The 14,197-nt window shown below is 67.0% G+C and carries 18 protein-coding genes, 1 tRNA gene and 1 pseudogene; 5 read left to right on the top strand and 15 right to left on the bottom strand.

The features are described 5' to 3' along the window. The 8 genes and pseudogenes from BMX07_RS19945 to BMX07_RS19915 all read right to left on the bottom strand — a co-directional run. Nucleotides 1-837, bottom strand: a pseudogene (locus tag BMX07_RS19945) (transcriptional regulator); the annotation flags it as partial. Nucleotides 838-949: 112 nt separating this feature from the next. Next, nucleotides 950-1,150, bottom strand: a complete 201-nt coding sequence (locus BMX07_RS19940) for an RNA polymerase sigma factor sigma-70 region 4 domain-containing protein (RefSeq protein WP_090621390.1) — start codon at nt 1,148-1,150, stop codon at nt 950-952. After that, nucleotides 1,140-1,508, bottom strand: coding sequence for a hypothetical protein (locus BMX07_RS19935; RefSeq protein WP_090621389.1), 369 nt, complete (start codon nt 1,506-1,508; stop codon nt 1,140-1,142). Before BMX07_RS19935 ends, BMX07_RS19940 begins: the two co-directional genes overlap by 11 nt. Further along, entirely contained in the window at nt 1,505-1,633 is a 129-nt protein-coding gene (locus BMX07_RS25490; RefSeq protein WP_281246982.1) for a hypothetical protein, read from the bottom strand. The genes BMX07_RS19935 and BMX07_RS25490 overlap by 4 nt, the downstream gene beginning before the upstream one ends. Beyond that, nucleotides 1,626-1,856, bottom strand: coding sequence for a DUF7563 family protein (locus BMX07_RS25310; RefSeq protein WP_394328400.1), 231 nt, complete (start codon nt 1,854-1,856; stop codon nt 1,626-1,628). Before BMX07_RS25310 ends, BMX07_RS25490 begins: the two co-directional genes overlap by 8 nt. Before the next feature lie 64 nt (nt 1,857-1,920). Next, a tRNA-Pro gene (locus BMX07_RS19925) sits at nt 1,921-1,993 on the bottom strand. A gap of 93 nt (nt 1,994-2,086) precedes the next feature. Continuing rightward, nucleotides 2,087-2,689 carry a tRNA (pseudouridine(54)-N(1))-methyltransferase TrmY gene (gene trmY / locus BMX07_RS19920; protein ID WP_090621384.1) on the bottom strand — a complete coding sequence of 201 codons (603 nt, stop codon included), beginning with the start codon at nt 2,687-2,689 and terminating at the stop codon, nt 2,087-2,089. A 79-nt stretch (nt 2,690-2,768) separates the two neighbouring features. After that, nucleotides 2,769-3,326: a metal-dependent hydrolase gene (locus BMX07_RS19915; protein ID WP_090621382.1), complete on the bottom strand. Its 558-nt coding sequence runs from the start codon at nt 3,324-3,326 to the stop codon at nt 2,769-2,771. A gap of 108 nt (nt 3,327-3,434) precedes the next feature. Between BMX07_RS19915 and BMX07_RS19910 the strand changes: the two genes are divergently transcribed. Then, nucleotides 3,435-3,620, top strand: a complete 186-nt coding sequence (locus tag BMX07_RS19910) for an HVO_A0556 family zinc finger protein (protein WP_090621379.1) — start codon at nt 3,435-3,437, stop codon at nt 3,618-3,620. A gap of 217 nt (nt 3,621-3,837) precedes the next feature. Here the strand turns inward: BMX07_RS19910 and BMX07_RS19905 are convergent, their stop codons facing one another. From BMX07_RS19905 to BMX07_RS19895, 3 genes are all read right to left on the bottom strand, one after another. Then, complete coding sequence (locus tag BMX07_RS19905) at nt 3,838-4,026, bottom strand: DUF8028 family protein (RefSeq protein ID WP_090621378.1); 189 nt, start codon at nt 4,024-4,026, stop codon at nt 3,838-3,840. An 8-nt stretch (nt 4,027-4,034) separates the two neighbouring features. Continuing rightward, nucleotides 4,035-4,226: a DUF7511 domain-containing protein gene (locus BMX07_RS19900; RefSeq protein ID WP_090621374.1), complete on the bottom strand. Its 192-nt coding sequence runs from the start codon at nt 4,224-4,226 to the stop codon at nt 4,035-4,037. 259 nt (nt 4,227-4,485) lie between these two features. After that, nucleotides 4,486-5,598 (bottom strand): S1C family serine protease, encoded by a 1,113-nt coding sequence (locus BMX07_RS19895; protein WP_090621371.1) that lies wholly within the window; start codon nt 5,596-5,598, stop codon nt 4,486-4,488. 148 nt (nt 5,599-5,746) lie between these two features. On the opposite strand from BMX07_RS19895, the gene BMX07_RS19890 reads away from it, so the two are divergent. Next, the gene (locus tag BMX07_RS19890; protein ID WP_090621369.1) at nt 5,747-7,096 is read left to right on the top strand and encodes a tRNA pseudouridine(54/55) synthase Pus10; all 1,350 of its coding nucleotides are present in this window, start codon (nt 5,747-5,749) and stop codon (nt 7,094-7,096) included. Between the two features lie 66 nt (nt 7,097-7,162). Here BMX07_RS19890 and BMX07_RS24725 read toward each other — a convergent pair whose 3' ends face one another. Further along, on the bottom strand, nt 7,163-8,332 hold the full coding sequence (locus tag BMX07_RS24725; RefSeq protein ID WP_175480222.1) for a peptidoglycan DD-metalloendopeptidase family protein: 1,170 nt from the start codon (nt 8,330-8,332) through the stop codon (nt 7,163-7,165). Between the two features lie 308 nt (nt 8,333-8,640). On the opposite strand from BMX07_RS24725, the gene BMX07_RS19870 reads away from it, so the two are divergent. From BMX07_RS19870 to BMX07_RS19860, 3 genes are all read left to right on the top strand, one after another. Beyond that, on the top strand, nt 8,641-8,832 hold the full coding sequence (locus BMX07_RS19870; protein ID WP_090621364.1) for a hypothetical protein: 192 nt from the start codon (nt 8,641-8,643) through the stop codon (nt 8,830-8,832). A 102-nt stretch (nt 8,833-8,934) separates the two neighbouring features. Beyond that, nucleotides 8,935-9,606 carry a ribonuclease HII gene (gene rnhB, locus BMX07_RS19865; RefSeq protein ID WP_090621362.1) on the top strand — a complete coding sequence of 224 codons (672 nt, stop codon included), beginning with the start codon at nt 8,935-8,937 and terminating at the stop codon, nt 9,604-9,606. Between the two features lie 111 nt (nt 9,607-9,717). Continuing rightward, a complete protein-coding gene (locus tag BMX07_RS19860) occupies nt 9,718-10,323 on the top strand; it encodes a trimeric intracellular cation channel family protein (protein WP_090621427.1) in 606 nt (201 codons plus the stop codon). Nucleotides 10,324-10,332: 9 nt separating this feature from the next. On the opposite strand, the gene BMX07_RS19855 is transcribed toward BMX07_RS19860, so the two are convergent. Genes BMX07_RS19855 through lonB form a run of 3 tightly spaced genes read right to left on the bottom strand, consistent with a single transcriptional unit; the run spans nt 10,333 to nt 13,924 of the window. After that, a complete protein-coding gene (locus tag BMX07_RS19855) occupies nt 10,333-10,680 on the bottom strand; it encodes a hypothetical protein (RefSeq protein WP_090621360.1) in 348 nt (115 codons plus the stop codon). Nucleotides 10,681-10,705: 25 nt separating this feature from the next. Next, complete coding sequence (locus BMX07_RS19850) at nt 10,706-11,758, bottom strand: CPBP family intramembrane glutamic endopeptidase (protein ID WP_090621358.1); 1,053 nt, start codon at nt 11,756-11,758, stop codon at nt 10,706-10,708. Continuing rightward, nucleotides 11,759-13,924, bottom strand: a complete 2,166-nt coding sequence (lonB, locus tag BMX07_RS19845) for an ATP-dependent protease LonB (protein ID WP_090621355.1) — start codon at nt 13,922-13,924, stop codon at nt 11,759-11,761. It lies immediately after the preceding gene. Between the last annotated feature and the right edge of the window lie 273 nt (nt 13,925-14,197).

Genomic DNA, 14,197 nt, shown 5'->3' with positions numbered 1-14,197 from the left:
GGTGCTGTACCGCTGTGGATCGAACCCGAGGAGGTGCCACCGGTCGCTCTCGACGAGTGCCTCGAGCCAGCCTTCTTGTTGCCGGCGCTGGTGGGCGTCGATCTCGGATTCGCCACCCCAGTCGATGAGCTGCTTCGATTGCTCCAGGGTTTCGACGGTGGCGTTCTTCTTCCCGATCGCAAACCGGATGTGAGCCTCTGCTTTCGGAACGCGACGGGCGTCGTCGACGCGATCGTCAAGGTCGACGGAGTCGGTTCCGTAGGCCGCTCGGAGGGCATCGTACATCCGCCGCTCGATCTCGAAGGGGTCCTCGGCCCACGTCGTCCACGCGAGCAACCGCGTTCCTTCTCCGTACGGACATTCGAGCGGGTCACCACTCTTGTAGACCATGTCCCGGAACTGGGGCATGATCTCGACGTGCAACGCCAGCGCGGGCTTCCGGAGGTCGCGCTCGCCGTCGTCGTCCTCCGGTCCCCACTCGCGGAGTTTCAGGTGTTGCTCGTAGTACGACCGGTAGTCGTCACCGCGGCCAGTACCGGCCTTCCACCGCGATGACGTGAGTACCAGGGCGTAGTCTCCCGGCGGGAGCCAGTCTGCTTCGAAGTCGTCGACGGCGACATGCGGCTCGAGGTCGCGATCGCCGACGTGCTCGCGCCAGTAGGCCAGCGAGCGATCGTATAGGGTACCACGATCGAGCCCTTGAGCAGCAGCGTCGTCGATGTCCGCGAGGTGGTTCATCACCGCGGCGCCGTGAGCGCGAGGCTTCGGGAAGGTATCCGGCTCGGACCCAGTTACGTCGTCGAATTGTACCGGGTCGTCGGCAGCGTCGACGCTCATAGCGGTCCCTCCCGCGCGTCGCGAACGATGCGTGTACAGTCCGGGCACAGCCGATGGAGCCCGTCGACGGCCTCACCGCAGCGTTCACACTCGCTATCCTCGACGAGTCGGCTCACGTCGATCCCTCCTCGAGTTTCTCTTCGGCTCGAGCGAGCAGATTGCCGATCGTTCCGGGCTGGCGGTCGGTCCGGCGGGCGAACTCGCGAACGCCGGTGCCGTTCTCTCGGCAGGAGACGTAGGCCTCGCGTTCGGCCTCCGTGAGCGGGGAGAGGTCCGGCCCAAAGTCGACCAGCGTCGCTTGCTCACTCGACACGCTCGCTCACCTCCCGTTCGGGGGTCGCAACGTGGCGGACGTGTTCGTCCGAGAAACGGATCTGGACACCAGTCCAGCCGTCGACGAATGCACTCGCGTCCTCGCCGCCGACCCGCATCGGCAGCACGATATCGTAGGGATGGCGTTCACACCGCCAGCCGAACGTGATGAGTTCGTCGAAGGCAGCAGCGAGAGCGACATGAACGAGGTCCGGTTTCTCGATCCGCTGGGACCCCTTCGATTTCACGACCGGATGACTGCACGCCGGACAGACCGGAATTCCCTCACTATCTCGTGTGGGTTCACGGACAACCGTCGGTGAGACGACACCGAACCGCTCGAGACCAGTTCGGCTCATCGCTCACCACCCTCGAGTGCGCGACGAACGTCCTCGTCACTCGCCTGCGTCGCAGGATGGGCGATGACCGTCCCGCTCTCGACATCGTACAGCCGACTCGCAGGCACGAAGACGGCCTCACGCATCGGCCTCACCTCCGTGGCGACCGGCCGACGTTTCCGGATCGGGGACCGGTACGTCAACGCCGGCCGCAGAGCCGCGACTCAGTCGGGCGTAGGAATCACAGTCGCCGCAGCGATGGGCTCGGTCGTCATCGTCACCGAAGACGCGACGGAACCGGTCCGTGACGTGGGCCCCGCAGTGCTGGCACGTCGAGTGATCGACCGACGACCACGGAGTGATCGTCATGCCGACCACCCCGTAGAGCGGCCGCTAAGTGTAAGAGAAGGTGGGAAAAAGTATATGTATCCAGTGGGCCGGCGCAGATTCGAACTGCGGTTACGGCCACCCGAAGGCCGAAGGATACCAAGCTACCCCACCGGCCCGCATTTTGAGTGTACGCGCCCGGTCGTTTAACGCTTCCGAAACGGACCGTCAAACCGCCGGCAGGAGGATCGATCCTCGAGCCGAAACCGACCTCAGAACCGCTCGTAACCGTTCGTGTCCAGATAGTGGTGGGCGATCGTGATCGCCTGATCCGCGTGGAGCAGTTCGGGACCCAGCCGGAGCCGTCGGTCGCCGAACTCCTCGAGTAGCGCTGTTTCCTCGTCGGTGAAGTCCCGGTGGTCGGACAGGACGAAGATCGAGTCCGCGAGCGCGTCCGCGGCCACGTCGACGACGGCCTCGCCGTCCTCGTGGAGCTGGACGATCGGCCCGTCGTCCGCGATCTCGGCGAGCGTCCCGTCGAAGCCGCGTCGATAGAGTTCGACGCCGGGGCTGGGCTCGGCGGGCAGCGCGCCGATGGCTTCGTCGCGGTGCTCGAGGGCTGTGCGCACCAGCGCGGCGGTGCTCCGCTCGTCGGGGTTGAGCCGTCGGAGGTCGCGTCCGTCGAAGGTGATCGTGAGTTCGTCCCGCGCGATCAGGTGAACACGGACGTCCTCGCGGATGCCGTGGGAGGTAACGAACGAGGCGGTGATCGACCGGCAGAGCGCGTCGAGGCGGCCGGCACCGCCCGCGAGGTCGTCGAGCGAGAAGTCGGGTTCCGTGGGCACGTCGTGGCCGATGAGCACGAACTGTCGCATACCGGAGCGAGGCCGGCCAGCGGGATAGCCGCCACGATTCGGCGCCGACGGCAGCGCTGCCCGTCGATCGGGACGCGTGTCAGGAGAGGGCTCCAAGCCGCCGTTCGAGCGTCGTGTAGACGAGTCCGGGGCCCGGCGCGCCGTCCCGATACCAGGCGAGGACGGCGAGGGCGAAGAGGCCGAACTGGAGCCACTGGTAGGGCCCCATCGTGTAGTAGTGGAGGAACGCGTCGAGAATCCCGGCGACGGGCTCCTCGGGCGGCTGCTCGAGGACCGGCCACAGGAGGTACGCCGCGCCCGCGAACTCGCCCGAGAGGACCGTCGGCGGCACGTCGGCGAGGAGGTGCGAGCAGTAGCCGACGAGGAAGCCGACGCCGACGGTGCGGGCCTCGAGTCGATCGGCGACGAGGAGGACGGCCGGGACGACGAGGGCCGCGGCGAACAGGGTGTGGGTGAGCGTTCGCCCGCCGGGGAGGAGTCCGACGTTCCACGCGAGCGGTTTGTCGATCAGGTCCGGCGTCTGCGACCCGATCGCGAGCGCGATCGCCGGGACGGCCCGCGGCGGTCGGCCGAACCGGCGGTGGGTAACGGCGGTGTACAACAGGTAGGCGACGGCGAAGTGTCCCCAGGGCCACATTCAGCGGCCGTACACTGGAGAGAAGCATAGGCGCTTCGACTCGAGGCGCGTGCAACGCTGCATAGGCATGGCCAACCGTTTCGCCGATATCCCATATGCAGTGCATACATGGCAAAGTCAGAGTCGTCGCAGTCCGCCGGCCAACGACAGTTACTCGCGATACTCGAGGGGCGGTCCTGTCAGCACTGTCCGGACGGCGAACTCGTCCGGGAGACCTACAAGGACAACAGGGCGATCGTCTGTGACAGTTGCGGGACGCCGAGAGCGCAGGTCTGGTCGGCCAGCCTGGACTGACGGGCGAGCGCGCCATCCAACCGCCGCTGTGAGCCGCGCCGGCCGACGCGGCTCTCGTTTCTCGCTATCTCGAGCGTGCCGGTCCAGCCGTAGCGACGGCAGCGTCGTGCGTGGTGTCACCCGGTCCGCCAAACACCGTTCCGCTCGACCCCGCCGCCGACTCGAGACGGCGGCGAGACGCCGCGTCGACGAGCCGAGACGAAACCGGTGAGAGCGATCACCGCGACCGCGACCCCGAATAGTCGTGGCCGACGACGAGGGCGAGCGCGTGGATCAACAGGAGTACGACGAACAGCGAGAAGCGGCTCATCGAGTCGATCCCGGCGAGGATGACGGGGAGATAGGCGATCGGTAACAGGGTGCCGAGCCAGAAGCCGGCAGCGGTGACGGGGCGACTCAGGTGCATCGGTGGAGCTACCGCATCGAGTCGAGAGCGACGAACGAGTCGTCGTGCGCCGAGATCCAGGTTGTCATCAGCTTCGCTTCGCTGGCCTCGTGAGGGAATATCACGCACTCGTTCGGCGCGTCGTCGTTCTCGACCGTGACGTGGTCGAATTCGAGTGACGGTGCCTCGCTATCTGGCTGGTGGAAGTCTGCGTCGGTCATAGGGTATCGGCGACGGGTACTTGCGCCGGACGGTGCTACCGGAACTGCTACTATTGTTATCGAGTATCTAACTCGATGAATTCAACGATAGCCTCCGTTTCCGTCCTGTTTCCGACGGTTTAATCCTCCGTACGGGAACTCAACGAGCCCTGACGTGTACGATATCGATATCAGTCGAGACGAGTGAAACTGTCGCGAATCGAACGACGTAATGACTTGTTTCGAACGGTTTAACGCCGACCCGCAGTCCGGTATCCGCTCATCGGATCGACGGGCGAGTACCGAGCGTCAGGTCGGTAGTGAGCGTCCGGCTGTTCCGCCGGAGGCGAACCGACAGCGTGTCGCCCGGGCTGGTCTCGAGCGCGAGGTACGTCGAGAGGGCGTGGCGGTCAGGAATCGAACGGCCGTCGAACTCGAGGATCACGTCGCCACCGACGGGGATCGATTCGCCGCGTCGCTGGACGGTCCGCGTCGACGGCCGAAGGACGCCGGCGGCGGCCGAGCCACCGACGACATCGGTGACGAGGACGCCGGTCGCCGTCTCGAGATCGTTCGCCTCGGCCACGAGCCGATCGACGGTTCTGAGCCCGATGCCCATGTAGGAGTGGTCGTACGAGCCGGTATCGACGAGCGCCGGGACGACGCGATCGGCGAGGGCCGCCGAGATCGCGAACCCGATGTTGTCGCCGCCGCCGGAGTTGATGACGCCGACGACGGTTCCCTCGAGGTCGACGAGCGGACCGCCGCTGTTGCCGGGGTTGACGGCCGCGTCGGTCTGGATCACGTTGGGGTAGGAGAAGCGCCGCTGCGGGAGATCGAGCGTCCGGTCGACGCCGCTGACGATCCCCGCCGACATCGAGCCCTCGAGGCCGTAAGGATTGCCGATGGCGGCCACCTGCTGGCCGACGACGGGGCGTCGATCCGTGAGAGACAGCGGGGTCGCCTGCTCGGGAACGTGGTCGACCTCGAGGACGGCCAGATCGCTGTAGTAGTCGCGGCCGACGAGCGTGGTGCTCGTCCAGTCGCCGGTGATGTACTGGAGGTCCGCGGCTTCGCCGTCGGCGATCACGTGGTCGTTGGTGACGACGTGGCGGTCGTCGTAGAGGAACCCGGAGCCCTGCCCCCGCCCTTCGTTGCCCGTGTTGGGGTCTTCGACACCGAACACGCGGACCTGTGTGACCGATTCGATGAGCGCGTTGTAGAGTTCGGTGAACGCGGATCCCTCCGCGAGGTTCCCCCGGTCGATGCTGTACGAGGAGTCGCCCTCGATCGAACTGTCGGCCCGGGGTTCGGCGCAGCCGGCGACGGCGCCGGCGAGTCCCGCTCCCGCGGCCGCAAGGAGCGAGCGACGATCCAGTCGGGAATCGTTCATGACCGGGGGATGGGAGCCGACCCATTTCAACCCCCGGACTCACTATCGCCGCTTTCAAGCGGGGACGGGCTGCCGGAATCCGACCGTCGTCTCCGCTCCTCCCGGCGAAGGGAAAACGTGTTACCCGCGGCCGCCCGACTCCCGAGACATGATCACGGAAGACGCCCGCGCGTTGCTGGCGACGGGAGCCGTCTGCGACTCGTGTCTCGGGCGGCCCTTCGCCGACCGGAGTTTCGGGCTGACCAACGCCGAGCGCGGCCGGGCACTGCGAACGACGGTCGCGCTGGCCGACGACGAGGACTTCGACTCGACCGACCCCGCGGACTGCTGGGTCTGTGAGGGCTACTGCGGCACGTTCGACGCCGTCGCGGAGACGATCGTCGACGCCCTCGAGGGCGTCGACTTCGCCACCTATCAGGTCGGCACCCGCGTCCCGCCGCTGGTCGAGGAGAACGAGCGGCTACTCCGGGAGGACGCCGGCCTCGAGCCGGACGTCGGCGAGTCGGTCAAGCGTGAAGTGAACCGCGAAGTCGGGCGGCGCGTCGGCGCGATGACCGAAACGGAGGTGGACTTCGACCGGCCCGACGTGCTCGCGGTCGTCGACCTCGAGGGGTTCGACCCGCTCGAGGCGCTCGAATCGGGCACCGTCACGAGCCACGCGGTCGACGTCCAGATCAACCCCGCGTTCGTCTACGGTCGCTACCGCAAACTCGAGCGCGATATCCCGCAGACGGAGTGGCCCTGTCGGGAGTGCGGCGGCAGCGGCATCCAGCTCGGGGACGACGGCGAAGCGGACTGCGACTACTGCGGCGGCTCCGGGTACATGTACGACACCAGCGTCGAACAGGTCGTCAGGCCCCACGTCGTCGAGGCCATGGGCGGCGACGAGGGGACCTTCCACGGCGCGGGCCGCGAGGACGTCGACGCCCGCATGCTCGAGGGTGGGCGGCCGTTCGTCCTCGAGGTGAAACGACCCCGCACTCGCGATCCCGATCCCGAGACGCTCGAGCGGGAGATCAACGCGGCCGCCGACGGCACCGTCGAGGTCGCGGGACTGCGGCTGGCGACCTACGAGATGGTCGAGCGCGTCAAGGAACACGACGCGAGCAAACGGTACCGGGCCGACGTGACGTTCGCGGAGCCGGTCGCCGAGGACGCGTTCGAGGCGGCGCTCGAGGAACTCGAGGGGACGACCGTCGAGCAGTACACGCCCGAGCGGGTCGACCACCGGCGTGCGGGACTGACCCGGGAGCGAACGGTCTACGGGATCGAGGGCGACTTCCGATCGCCGACGGACGCCGAGGTGCGGCTCCACGGCGAGGGCGGTCTGTACGTGAAAGAGCTCATCAGCAGCGATAACGGTCGGACCGAGCCCAGTCTGGCGGGCCTGCTCGAGACCGACGCCGAGGTGACCGCCCTGGACGTGACCGGCGTCGAGGGGGAGGACGAGCCGTTCGAACTCGCGGAGTACTTTCTGGACGAGCCGGCCGACCGCTGACGAACTCGACCCCATCGCGGACGGACCGTCGAAGCCGCGGCCCGATCCGATCGATCGCCAGCGATACTAGAGCCCGTCGTACGCCTTCGGAATCGCCTCGCCCGCGATGACGTGCCGACCGTCGTCGCCGGGGATCGGTTGCTGCACCCGATTTCGCTCGACGGTGAAATGCAGGTGCGGTGCGGTCGACCGCCCCGTGTCACCCATTCCCCCGATCTGCTGGCCCCGCGAGACGTGCTGGCCGTCGGAGACGGCGACGCTGTTCAGGTGGCAGTACATCGTCTGATATCCGTTTTCGTGTCCAAGTGTGACGTAGTTGCCGCAGCCGTCCGCTTCGTAGCCGACCACGTCGACGACGCCGTCGCGCGCGGCGCAGATCGGCGTTCCAACGATCCGGTCGTTGCCGAAATCGACCGCGAGGTGGCCGGGGCGGTCGCCGTACGGAGAGGTGATGTATCCGTCGATGGGCCACGTGAAGTCCGCCCCCTCGCTTCCGCCGCCACCGTCGGCGACCGTGAGATAACGCTCGACCGACCAGCCCCAGCTGTCGTCCTCGAGCCAGTGAATCCCCCACCACGTATAGCCGTCCACCGTTTCGGGTCCGTTGACGATCTCGCCGATCGAACCCGGTTGCATCGTCGCGAGTACCGTCGACTCGGTACCCGGCCGGTGTCGGGTGTTCAGACCGGTCGTCGGCGTGACTCGATCGCCGTCGGCGAACGCGGGGCTGTCACCGCCCCCGTCACCACCGCTGCCGCCGTCGCCGCCGTCGCCACTCCCGTACCGATCGCGGTACTGGGCGGCGTGTTCTTTGACGTGCTCGACGTAGGACCACCGCGGATTGTACGCGTACAGGGCGTCGTCCCAGTTCTTTGGTGCGCCGTTGGCCTCGAGGTAATTCGCGGCGGACGGAATCGCGTCGCGGTAATCGCAGCTGTCGGCGGTCCCGTCGCCGGTGCCGTCCACACCGTAGGCCTCCCACGTCGACGGCATGAATTGCATGGGGCCGCGAGCGCCCGCTGACGACGTTTCACAGCCGTCCTCGTACTGCCCGTGCTGGGTCTCGACCGCCCCGATGCCGGCCAGGTACGTCCAGTCCATCCCCCAGTTCGTGCCGGTCTCCCGGTACTGCTCGAGGTAGCGAGGCGGAATGTCGATTGCCTCGTGGGCCGACGCGTTGCCGGCCAACGTCGTCGCTCCGAACGCGGTCAGACCGCCCGTTCCGGCCGTTCTCAAGAAACTGCGGCGTGTGGGTTCCACACAGGTGTTGTCGCGACTGGCGGTCGTTAAATTACCACTTCGAAACTAAAGGTATTTAGACGGGACCGATACGGAACGCACGCGGCGGCCGATCACGCTTCCGCGACGCGTCCAGGGAACCGTTCACAGACGGACTCGATAGAGTCCGTCGACACCGACTCCGATCGACGGATCGGGCCGACACCCCATCGGGATCGGTCGGGGTCGAACTGACCGAGACACTGGACGACGGGGACGGATTCTGGATCTGTACCGATCAGATCGAGCAACGAAGCCAGTTTCACGTGTTCGACCGGGAATCGTTCGACCACCGCGCGACGTTCCAGGGAGACCACGTCGCGGACACCGACGGCATCTGGCTCACCCAACGCGAGTACGGCCCCTTCTCGGAGGGCGCGCTGTTCGCGATCCACGCCGACCGGTCGGTCGCCGCGTTCGACTGGGAGGACGTAGCCGACGCCATCGAAGACGACTGATTCCGGAGCCGACTTCGCCACCGAATTCGGTACCGACGGCCACAGCCTCGCCCCGCGAGCGGAGTCACAACGGTTTTGTCGCCACTCCACGAGGTGGCGGGTATGCCCGTCGGCGTCGACGAAGCGGGGAAAGGACCGGTTCTGGGATCGATGTTCGCCGCCGCGGTCCACCTCGCGGACCCTGCCGAACTCCCGGACGGGATCGCGGACTCGAAACGGCTTTCGCCCGACAGACGCCGGGAACTGGCGGCGACCCTGCGGAACGACGACCGGATCGCGGTCGGCGTCGCCGAAATCACGCCGGCGCAGATCGACGACCCCGGGTCGGACATGAACTCGCTCGCCGTCGCGGCCCACGCCGAGGCGATCGAGGGGGCCGTCGCCGGCCTCGAGCGAACCGATACCGCGAGCGGCGCGATCGCGGGGCTCTGTGACGCTTGCGACACCGACGCCGACCGGTTCGCTCGCCGGGTCGCCGACAGCTGCTCGCTCGAGCCTCTCGAGATCGACGCGCGCCACGGTGCCGACGACGACTCGCCGATCGTCGGCGCGGCCAGCATCATCGCCAAGGTCGAACGGGACGCCCACGTCGCGGCCCTCGCCGACGAGTACGGGCGGATCGGTAGCGGCTATCCGGGCGATTCGACCACCCGCGAGTTCCTCGCGGAGTACGTCGACGACCACGGCGACCTCCCGCCGTTCGCACGCGAGTCGTGGTCGACCTGCGAAACGATCCTCGCCGCGGCCGAGCAGACCGGACTCGAGCAGTTCTAGCGGTCAGTTCGGATCGATGCGGAGCACTCAAAACGCTCGCCGGTCTGCACGAGAGTAGTGGACCGAGAACTGGCGGTGGCCGCGGCGCTGGTCGCCGATCCCTTCGTCGCGATGAACGCGATCGGACTCGTCGCGTTCGCGCTAGTTGGCGCGACCAAGGCGATCCGTGAGGAGTTCGACCTGTTCGGCGTCGCCGTCGTCGGACTCGTCACGGCGTTCGCCGGCGGCGCGACGCGGGATCTCCTCGTCAATCGGGTTCCGTTAGCGCTCCAGTCGCCGAGCGAGATCGTGCTCGCGCTGTTCGGCGTGGCGCTGGCGATCGCGGTGCGTGCCGTCCTCGAGTCGGCGGACGACCATCTGATCACGCAGTGCGCCGACGCCGTCGGACTCGCCGCGTTCACCACGGCCGGCGCAATCGTCGCAACCGGCGTCGGCGTCTCGGGGTTCGGCGTCGTCGCGATCGCGACGATCAACGCCGTTGGCGGCGGTGCGTTCGCGGATGTCCTGCTCGACCGGTCGCCGTTCATTCTGCTCGAGGACTTCTACGCGAGTTGTGCGGTGCTCGGCGGGACCGCGTACTGGCTCGTCGTCCTGCTCGGCGGCACCGGGAGCGTCGCCGCGGCGGTCTGTGCGGCGGTGACGGTCGGAACGCGCATCGCAGCAGTCACCTACGGCTGGCGGGTCCCGACGGCGCAGGTGCTTCGGACGAGTCCGTGAGCGCCGACGCTACGCGGATCGGGACCAGACCGCGTAGACGTAACACCCGACGCCCAGGAGTACGAGCAGCGACGAGAGCCCATCTGCGACGGCCGACCTGCCGAGCACGGCGACGAACTGCAGCAGGCCGCCGGCGACGAGCGATCCGGCGGCCGCAAGCAGCGCCGGTCCCGGGTCCGCCGCCTGCACGTACAGCAGCGCGCCCACGGCGATCGCGACGACGCCGAAGCCGAGCGCCGCGACGGTGAGCGCCAGCGGATCGTTCGTGACCGTCGCGTAGGCCAACACGGCGAAGTACCCCAAAATCAGGGCGACGATCGCTCGAGAGCGAGCCGTCGGTCCGGCGGTCGCGTTCATGGCGGCACGAACTCGGTCCCGTCTCTTAGCTTTCGAGGGTTTCTGCCCAGTCGAGACCGAGCCCCTCGTGGACGACGAACTCGAGGGCGTTGACGAGGTAGTGGGCGACGACGACGACCAGCAGGCTTCCGGTGACGATGAAGACGGCCGCGAGGGCGAATCCCAGCGCACCGGTGACGACGACGCCCACCGATCCCTGCATGCCGTGGCCGAGCGCGAACGCGATCGAAGAGCCGATCGCGAGCAGCCACGGCGAGAGACCGAACCCGGCGGCGGGGACGCCGATCAGCGCCGCCCGGAAGAGGAGTTCCTCGAAGACGGCGATGATCGGGAGGACCCCTGCCAGCAGCATCAGCCACTCCCGGAGCGAGTCGGGGGAGAGCAGTTCCCGCAGGTCCTCCTCGTGGTCGAACCCGACCCGCGTCGCGGCCGCCGCCGCGAGTTCGTTCGCGACGTAGAAGGCGACCCCGGCGGCCGTCCCCCACAGCAGTCCCGTCTCGAGGAACGCGGCGGAGAGCTCGATGCCCAGCGCGGACGCCGGGATCGCCGCGTATATCGCCGCACCGATCAACACGAGCGCGAACAGCCCCTGCGAGAAGGCGACGTTCGCGAGCAGCACTCCGGTCGACAGCGAGTCCGGGTCGATGCCGCGGTCGGCCGGCCGTTCCCGATCGCCGTCCGCAGCGGCCGCGTTGGGGTGCCGACTCGAGTCAGATGCCGAACCGTCGGGATCGGCAGCGCTCGAGGCCGGTCGTGGAGCCGACGACTCGTCGGAGGTGGGAGTATCGGTGGTTGGATCGAAGTCCGTTCGCGTCCGCTGGGTCCGCTCTGTGGGACGATTCCGGGGCGGCAGGTCGATCGCGATATCGACGCGGTCGGCGTCGGCCGGCGCATCGGTCGGGGCGCTGGCACCGTCGCTCGATTCGGAGTTGCCGTCACCGGGATCGGGATCGGAATCGGAATCGGAATTGGGATCGGGGTCGCCGTCGCTGAACGCGGACTGGGTCAGGTGCGATAAAACGAGTAGCAAGACGAGGACGACGCCCGTGATACCGACGAACGTCGCCCACTGGGGCATTTACTGTGGGCTCGGGTTCGAGCCGCCGGCGGAGCCGACGGCACCCTGATCGAACGCCGTGCCGGTGATCGACTTGAGCCGATCGACCAGCGAGTCCTTCTTCGGTTCGCCCATCAGGGCGACGTCCAGGACTTCGCTGATGTTCGAGCAGGGAATGATCTCGATCATCTCCTCGTACTCCTCTTCGATCATCACGTCCTGTTCGTTCGCCTCGGGGATGATGACCTTCGTACAGCCGGCCTTCGCGGCGGCTTCGATCTTGTGGGTGACGCCGCCGACCGGAAGCACGTCGCCGCGCACCGACAGCGAGCCGGTCATGGCGACCGACTGGTCGACCGGAATGTTCTCCAGCGCGGAGATGACGGCGGTCGCCACAGTGATGGAGGCGGAGTCGCCGTCGACGCCCTGTTGTCCGGCCTGGACGAACTGGATGTGGATGTCCTTCTCCGAGAGGTCCACGTCGGAGAACTTCTTGATGATCGCGGAGACGTTCTGGACCGACTCCTCGGCCATCTCCTTGAGCTGGCCGGTGGCGATCACCTGCCCGCCGCCCTGTGCGGGGGCGATCTCGGCCATAACGGGAAGCATGATGCCCGAGTCCTCGCCCATGACGGCGAGGCCGTTGACGCGGCCCTCGACGCCGCCTTCGTTGACCTGCAGCTCGTAGTCCTTGCGGCGCTCGATGTAGTCGTCGGCGAGCTGTTGCTCGATCGAGCGCGAGCGTTTTTTGGCTTGCAGGACGTCGTCGCGGGTCGTGAACTCCCGATCCTCCGCGCGGGCGATGTCGCCCGCGACGCGGACCAGCCCACCGAGGGTGCGGAAGTGCAGCGTGAGGTGGTTCTTGCGGCCCGAGCGACGCTTGGCCTCGAGGATGATCTCCTCGACGGCGTCGTCGGTGAAGTGTGGGAGGCGGCCGTCGCGTTCGACCTCCTGGGCGATGAAGCGGGCGTACTTGCGCCGCATCTCGGGGGTGTCCTCGATGGTGTCGTCCATGTAGACCTCGTAGCCGTACCCCTTGATCCGGTTGCGGAGCGCGGGGTGCATGTTCTCCATGGCGTCGAGGTTCCCGGCAGCGACCATGATGAAGTCACAGGGGACGGGTTCGGTCTGAACCATCGCGCCCGAGGAGCGCTCGGACTGGCCCGTGATGGCGAACTCGCCCTCCTGGATGGCCGTCATCAGCTTCTGCTGGGTCCGGATGTCGAGCGTGTTGATCTCGTCGACGAACAGCACGCCCTTGTTCGATTTGTGGATGGAGCCGGGCTCGACACGATCGTGGCTCGGGGTCTCCATGCCGCCGGACTGGAAGGGGTCGTGGCGGACGTCGCCCAGCAGTGCGCCGGCGTGAGCGCCGGTCGCGTCCTCGAAGGGGGCGACGCGCTGATCGCCGTTGTTGACGATCATGTTGGGCACCATCGCGTCGGTACCGCGGGAGGTGTAGCGGAAGATCAGCCAGATGATCCCCGCGGCAACGACGCCGAGAAGCATACTGGCAGGGCTGAGGATCGCATATCCGAGGACGACCGCGATGATGATCCACATCAGGATCGAGCGCATCTGGTTGCGCTTGCGGGCTTCCTCCTTGTGGGCGTCGATGATCTGTTCGCCCTTCCCGGCGGGAACGGTACGGACCTTCGGTTCGTTGCCGTCGTCCGGGTTGTGGTAGACTAAGACGTCCTGGAGATCCTCCTTGGGAAGCAGTTGGCTCATCGCCTTCGCCAGCATCGACTTGCCGGTCCCCGGCGAGCCGATCATCATGACGTGGCGGCGCTGCTTCGCCGCCTTGATGATTATATCGCGTGCTTCGTCCTGGCCGATGACCTGATCGACGAGTCGATCGGGGACTTCGATGTCCTCCGTCGAGTCGATCTTGAGGCCGCCGAGGAGGTCGTCTTCGGCGATATCCTCGTCGACTTCGACGCCCGGATCGACCTCGACCGTACTTCCGAGATCGTCGACGGTCTCGATGCCGTCGTCGTCGTCCTCCTCCTCGGACACCGGCTCGAACTCGTCGATCGGGTCGTCGACGTCGTTGCGACGGTCACCGTCCTCCGCAGGCGGCGACTGGTCTCCCTGACGCTCGGGCTGCCCCGCGGGCTGGTCCTCGTCGGGAACAGCGTCCGGCGCGTCTTCGGGAGGGTCGTCAACGTTCGTATCGTTACTCATAGAACTCTGTTCGGTACGTGGATCGAAGGGATTGCGACTGATATACTTTCTCCATGCGGAGGATGGTGTCAGTTGCTGATACCGGGAGACACAGCGCTCGAGGGGGCGAAATAAGACTACAGAAACCCGTCGTTTACTTCGGGTTCAACATATGTGGAACATACGGACTCCTGACCGATCGAGACCGAGATCGAGTGCCGTGACGGCCGATCGGCGATGTGGGAATCTGGTACGTCGGACGCCGAACTCGCGGACGGCGGAGAACTCGCCACG

The organism is Natrinema salaciae (assembly GCF_900110865.1).
In the GTDB taxonomy this organism is placed as follows: domain Archaea; phylum Halobacteriota; class Halobacteria; order Halobacteriales; family Natrialbaceae; genus Natrinema; species Natrinema salaciae.
This window is presented reverse-complemented; position numbering and strand designations above follow the sequence as displayed.